Source organism: Marinitoga sp. 38H-ov, assembly GCF_011057715.1.
Classification (GTDB): domain Bacteria; phylum Thermotogota; class Thermotogae; order Petrotogales; family Petrotogaceae; genus Marinitoga.
In genome coordinates, this window is the sequence record NZ_LNGH01000033.1 from 1 (window position 1) to 6,243 (window position 6,243).

The window sequence follows — 6,243 nt, forward strand, 5'->3', positions numbered from 1 at the left end:
CGAACCCGACCGTTAAGCATATCTGGGCCGATGGTAGTATGGGCAATCCATGCGAGAGTAGGTAGCGCCCCTCTTTTTATTTCCCCCTGTCTAACAGCAGGGGGTTTTGTTTTATAAGATAAAAAATTAAGGGGCTTATAAGCCCCTATTATTTTGTATTATTTCATAACAAAGTTAAATTCAATTGTATTTTTTCCGTCAGGAGTTTTAGTTGAAGCAACATTTGCTAATCCTCCAAATTCTCCTTCTAATTCTACACCTAAATAATCTTTTAAGAAAGCAATTACTGGTTTTAAATCAATTAAAAACACACCTAAATTTCCTTCTGGTAATTTATCTTTTAAATCGATATACAATTTGTTTTTAGATAAATTTACAGCATTATTTTCATATTTTTGTAAATCTTTTTTATTTAAATTTGAAATTATATATTCTTCATTATTTTTCCATATATACATAGTAACCATTTCATCATTTACATTTCTAGTTAATTTTAAATATTCATTTCCCATTTTTTCCATTTTTATATCTTCAGGAATTGAATTTTCTATATCTTTAAATAAAATATTTGATTTGAATGTTATTTTTATTCCAAAATCAGTTATAATTTCTCCAGTTTGATCGTCAGTTTTTAAATCTAAAGTTCCAGTAAATGTAGCCCATTCAAAATTATTAACAAATGAATTTAATAATTCTTTTGGAACATCTAAACCTAAATTGCTTAGTTCATCAGTTAAATCTTTTGGTAAATAATTTGTTCTTAGATAATATAATCCAAATGTTTTATCATCATCAAATGTATTATTAGTAGGTACGATTTCATCATCAGTTAAAAGGTTAAATTTGCTATATAAGTATCCGTCTTTAACATATGAATATCCATAACCATTCATTGTTGATGTATTAATTTCTTCGTAGATCCCTGTATCATTATATCTTTTTTGAGGAACAAAGTTTAATTCGGAATTTTCATATGCTTCTTTATTTGTTGTGATTACTAAATAATCTTGCAGTTCACTTTTTTTAACAATATATGAAAAATTCAATCCCGCATCTTCAGGCATTAAAGCATTAATAACTTTTCTAAAAATTTCAATATATTTTTCTCCATTATTCAAAGGACCTAAAATTATTCCAAAATCATATGTATTTTCTTGAGGTTCAATAACAAAAATTCCAAAATTATTCTCTAGACCAGCATAAACTTCGCTGCTTTCAAGCTCTAATGATTGAATATATGCATCTATCATTCCTGTAATTAAAGTTTCAGCATATGTAGGATCATCTAAAACTTTTTGAAATGTAGGAACTGTTTTTAATTGTGAATAAACTTCTTTAGTGTTGTTCATAACAATAATTAACTTAGAATCTTTTGGAATAACTTGATAAATATTAGCAAAAATTCCAATAGATAGAATTAAAATTAAAAATGAAACTATAATCTTTTTCATAACCCACCTCCATAATATTTTTCTATAATTATTATATCATATTTTAGATAAATAGAGTTACAATAATATAAAAAAATCTTCGCTTTCGCGAAGATTATGGTTTTTGATAAGCTTTTATTATATCATTTACTAATGGTTTCATATTATTTTTCGCTATTGAAATAGTATATTGATCAATTAGCATTTCTCTAAACCATTTTTCTGTATTTGATTTAGGTATTAAATCATTTTCAAAAATTTCAGTATTATACATATCTTTAAATACTTTTGAAAAAACTGAAGCAACTAATTCAGCAGCAACATCTTCTTTTTTTGCATTTTGATAATTATAATTATTTAATCCAGTAATTGGGGAAATCATTACATCACCACCACTTCAGCATATAAATATCCTGCAGAAGATAAATTTTGTATAATAGCAATAACATCTTGAGGGGTAGCGCCTGCTGCCTTTAAAGCATTTACTAAATTGTATATTGTTGCTTCACTATCTCCAACTTTCCCATTATCAACAGAAATAACAAAATTTCCATAATTAATAGTAAAATCTGCAATTTTAACCTTTCCACCAAATACAATAGTACCAGTTTTTTCATTAACTACAATTTTTGCTTTTGAATCTGGATCAATTTCAACTTCTTCTATTAAAGCAAGAAATGAAATTAAATCATCTAAAAATATATCAGGTATTTTTACTTTTATTGACGAAGGATCTTGTGCTTTAGCTAATTTTTGTCCAAATTGAGCATTTATTGATAAAGCGGTTCTTGCTGCTGTTGTAATATCAGGATTTCTAAGTAATACTGTTACAGTATCATCGGAAACAATATTTGTAGGTATTTCATTTTCAACTATAGCCCCTTTAGGAATAAATCCCACAACTTTATTTCTTTTTTGGAGACTAGCGGTAGAACTTACTTCAACGCCACCAGTTAATACACTACCTTGTGCTACAGCGTAAACTTGTCCATCAGCCCCATATAAAGGTGTTTGTATTAAGAACCCACCTTCTAAACTTTTAGAATCTCCAGCAGCTGTAATTGTAACATCTAATCTCATCCCTTCTTTATAATACGCAGGAATATCAGCAAATACAAATACTAAAGCAGAATTTTTTGTAGTAAATGAATTTTGTATGTTAATATTTAAATTTTTCATCATATTAGTTAACAATTCTGAAGTTACATTTCCAGAATCTCCTGTACCATTTAGACCAGTAACTACTCCAATACCAAATAATTGATTATCTCTTGCACCTCTAAAAAATGCAATATCTTTTAAACGTACTGCAGAAAATAATGATAATGAAAATACTAAGAATAATATGATAAATAACTTTTTCAACTTAATCACTCCTTAGAAGAATAAATTAGAAATTCCAGATAATAACCAAGCTAACCATGTTTTATTGTTAGGATCTTTTTGTAAATCTGTATCGCCTTGATACCAAATTTTAGCTTCTGCCAAATTCTTTGAATCTATTATTCCATCTTTTATATATGATACATCTGCATAACCTTCTATTATCATTATTTTTTTCTGCGAATCTACCTTAAATTCCTTTTCTCCATGTATTTTTACTATGCCATTATCTAAAACATCAATAACCTTTGCTGAAACATATAAGTTAACTTTAGCATCGCTTTTTGCTGATACTGTTTTATTAGACACCTTAACATCTTCAGGTTTATTTGCGCCTAAAGGTAAGAATTTCATTAAATCTATATTTCCTATAGTATTAAATATAGAACCAACAGTTCCCATAACTCCAGAAAATGGATCTGGATTATTATCAGAAAGACTTAATGAAGGATTTTCTGATACGGCAACTGTAATTATATCTCCCACATTATAGTTTTTTTCTGGGTTTGATAATAGATTATTGGTTTTTGCTTTTTTCCACAACGAATCACTAAATGCTATAGTGAGAGTTAATAATACAATAACAAAAATCGAAATCCTTTTCATTTTAATACCCTCCTATATCAATTATTAATTTTGGTCCAGGAAATAATTTTCCGTTTATTAATACTCCAGTTTTTTCATTTCTTGCCATAATTGTTTCTCCAATTAAAGCATCATTCAATACTTTTACCCAAGATAAGACCTTAACACCATCAAAATAAACTTCTAAAGGAATAACTTGACCAGCAGAAACATCAGGTATTTTTTTTACGGAATTTTCAAATATTATTTCTCCCTTTCTAATAGTTCTATTTGCATAGTATTTCATAATATTATTATCGTTTATTTTTAATGGTGACATATTTAAAGAATATATATCAATTAACTTTTTTTCTAAAATATTGTTATTTAAAGGAGTTTTGAAGTCAATATTTTCTTTTGCTACATATACATAATCGAAATTAGAAACATTAGCTTTGAAAGAAATATATTTTTTTAATTTGGTTTCATCTAAAACTAAAAAATTTCCGAATATATTATTCATTGATCTTCTATAATCCAAACTCAAAATTGTTGAAATCTGTGTATCTTTCATGTATTTACTTATTTCAAAATCGTTGATAGTAGCATTTGGCGATTCATCGTATAACATATTGATAAAATAATCTTTTAAAATGTTTTCTGTTAAATTATTTTCTATTAAATTGTTTTCAGCATCGTAATTATCTGAATCAGCACCATTTACATTATTAGGTTCATACATAATAGTTATTAAAGTTGATTCGAAACTAATATCAGTTTCATCAGTAATTGAAAGAATTATATTTTTTAATTTAGATGATTCATATGTAAGTGTGTTTTCTGAAAAAAATGCTAAAGTTCTGTCATTTTCAATATTTGGTATTAAATCTTTTAATGAAAAAATCTTATCATTTGAGCTAATGGTTGCTGGAATAGTAATATTTGAAAAAATATATATATTTAATAATATAATTAATGCAAAAAATACTTTTTTCATATAATCACCACACGATATATAGTCTAATATATTTTTCAATAATAGGCGTATAAAATCCTTAAAAAAAATGCCCTTTCAAATTGAAAGGGCAACTTATATATTATTTTAATGATTCATATAGTAAATCAATTAACTCTTTCGATTGACCACCGGCTTTTTCTACATAATTTAAAATAGGAGATTTTTCTATTGTGTTTATTATCATAAGTGGATCATATACTATAACAGAGTGATATTCAATGTTATTATCTTTTACAACATAATATTTAGCAACTTCTTTTGCTGAAATTAAAGAATTCTTTGAAATTAAATTTATAATTTTTTCAATTATAATACTATCTTTATTATTTAATTTTTCCATATAATTATTTACTTTAGTAGTTATTATTTCTTTTCTTGAATTTAAATATTCTTCAAGTTGTTTCCTAGCATTTAAATTAGCTTTTGTATAACCAACAAATTTAGAAGAGTCATTACCAACAAAAACACCATCAAAAACAATTAATATATCTTTTTTCTTTAAATTTTTAATAATATCAGCATATGAATTATCAGTTTTTTCTATAACAGCATCTTTATCTATTTGAGATATCACAACATCTCCAACTTTTAAAGGTTTTGTTGATGGAAATAATGCTGAACATGAATTTAGTATAAATATTGAAGATAATAATATTAAAGTGATAAATTTTTTCATATTTTCCCTCCTTAGAATTTAACTGTAAAAGATAGATAATAGTCTGTAGTAATAAATGGAATATTTATATTTTTTAATGGATCTTCTTCATCTAATATGCTTGAATAAATAGAAGTAAGACTGAATGAATTATATATATAATCTGTAGCATTATATCCTTGTAAAAATTTTAATATACCATCAATTATAGTAATCCTGTACCCTAATTCTACGCCAAACACATCTCCAGAATAAAACCTAATACCCCCGCGTCCTAATGAATATAATGATTCTTCTCTGGCTCTAGCAACAAAAGCATTAAAGTCAGGATCATTAGGATCTGGATTTACGTTTATTGTTATTAAATATCCACCCTCAATTCCTCCAAATAATTCTAAATTATCAGTTAAATAATAACCCAATTGTGAAAAACCTCTAATAGTAACAGCATTTAAACCGAGATTGATTTTATCATTTTCTGATTCATTAACTTGCATTGTAAGTCCATATATTGATGGTTGAATATGAGTTTTTAAAGAAAAATTACCAAAATTAAAATTATTATGATTATATGTATTTAAATAATATAGGTATAGGTATCCGTCAGTTGGCCTTGGTTCTCCAAAATAAGAAGGTAATACAAAGGGATCAATTACACCTCCATTTAATGAAAAAATCATATTTTCATATAGATAGTATCTTAACCCTAAGTTGTATACACCAAGAATATCTAGTAAGGGAGCTGTGGAAATTTCCATATTTGAAAAAGAAAATCCAATACTTTCAAAATTAACAAAGAAACCCTCATCATGTTGAGGAACAATGTCGGACTTTACTGAAAAGCCAATTACACTAATAATAAGTAATGATATAATAATAATTTTTTTCATATTATCGCCTCCTCGTGTATAATGTTTTCATATAATTAATAAATCTGATATTTATTTTTAAAAAAATAATTCTAACTCTGAGTTATTATATAACTAAAGTAATTCTGTCACCTCCTGCACTTAAGTGCCTTGAATAGTCTGACTAACTTTGGTATATAAGTTGAATTGCTACCGGAGAATGAGCTATAGCTCTTACATATAACGAGGCTCTTTTCTTATATACCCAGAGTTAGAATCTAATTCTGAAAGGTTGTGTTTCTATGTTGTTTGTTGGTATCGATGTTTCTAAAGATAAACTTGATT

7 protein-coding genes are annotated in these 6,243 nt (G+C 26.3%); all 7 read right to left on the minus strand.

The window, feature by feature from the left end:
• Positions 1–158 precede the first annotated feature (158 nt).
• The 7 genes from AS160_RS08885 to AS160_RS08915 all read right to left on the minus strand — a co-directional run bounded on the left by AS160_RS08885 (position 159) and on the right by AS160_RS08915 (position 5,940).
• Positions 159–1,451 carry a hypothetical protein gene (locus AS160_RS08885; RefSeq protein ID WP_165147890.1) on the minus strand — a complete coding sequence of 431 codons (1,293 nt, stop codon included), beginning with the start codon at positions 1,449–1,451 and terminating at the stop codon, positions 159–161.
• Between the two features lie 94 nt (positions 1,452–1,545).
• Positions 1,546–1,812 (minus strand): rod-binding protein, encoded by a 267-nt coding sequence (locus AS160_RS08890; RefSeq protein ID WP_165147893.1) that lies wholly within the window; start codon positions 1,810–1,812, stop codon positions 1,546–1,548.
• Positions 1,812–2,795: a flagellar basal body P-ring protein FlgI gene (locus AS160_RS08895; RefSeq protein WP_165147896.1), complete on the minus strand. Its 984-nt coding sequence runs from the start codon at positions 2,793–2,795 to the stop codon at positions 1,812–1,814. The genes AS160_RS08890 and AS160_RS08895 overlap by 1 nt, the downstream gene beginning before the upstream one ends.
• 12 nt (positions 2,796–2,807) lie before the next feature.
• Positions 2,808–3,419 (minus strand): flagellar basal body L-ring protein FlgH, encoded by a 612-nt coding sequence (locus tag AS160_RS08900; RefSeq protein ID WP_165147899.1) that lies wholly within the window; start codon positions 3,417–3,419, stop codon positions 2,808–2,810.
• Between the two features lies 1 nt (position 3,420).
• Positions 3,421–4,374, minus strand: coding sequence for a flagella basal body P-ring formation protein FlgA (locus tag AS160_RS08905; protein ID WP_165147901.1), 954 nt, complete (start codon positions 4,372–4,374; stop codon positions 3,421–3,423).
• Positions 4,375–4,474: 100 nt separating this feature from the next.
• Positions 4,475–5,071, minus strand: a complete 597-nt coding sequence (locus tag AS160_RS08910) for a hypothetical protein (protein WP_165147904.1) — start codon at positions 5,069–5,071, stop codon at positions 4,475–4,477.
• An 11-nt stretch (positions 5,072–5,082) separates the two neighbouring features.
• Complete coding sequence (locus tag AS160_RS08915) at positions 5,083–5,940, minus strand: hypothetical protein (RefSeq protein ID WP_165147888.1); 858 nt, start codon at positions 5,938–5,940, stop codon at positions 5,083–5,085.
• Between the last annotated feature and the right edge of the window lie 303 nt (positions 5,941–6,243).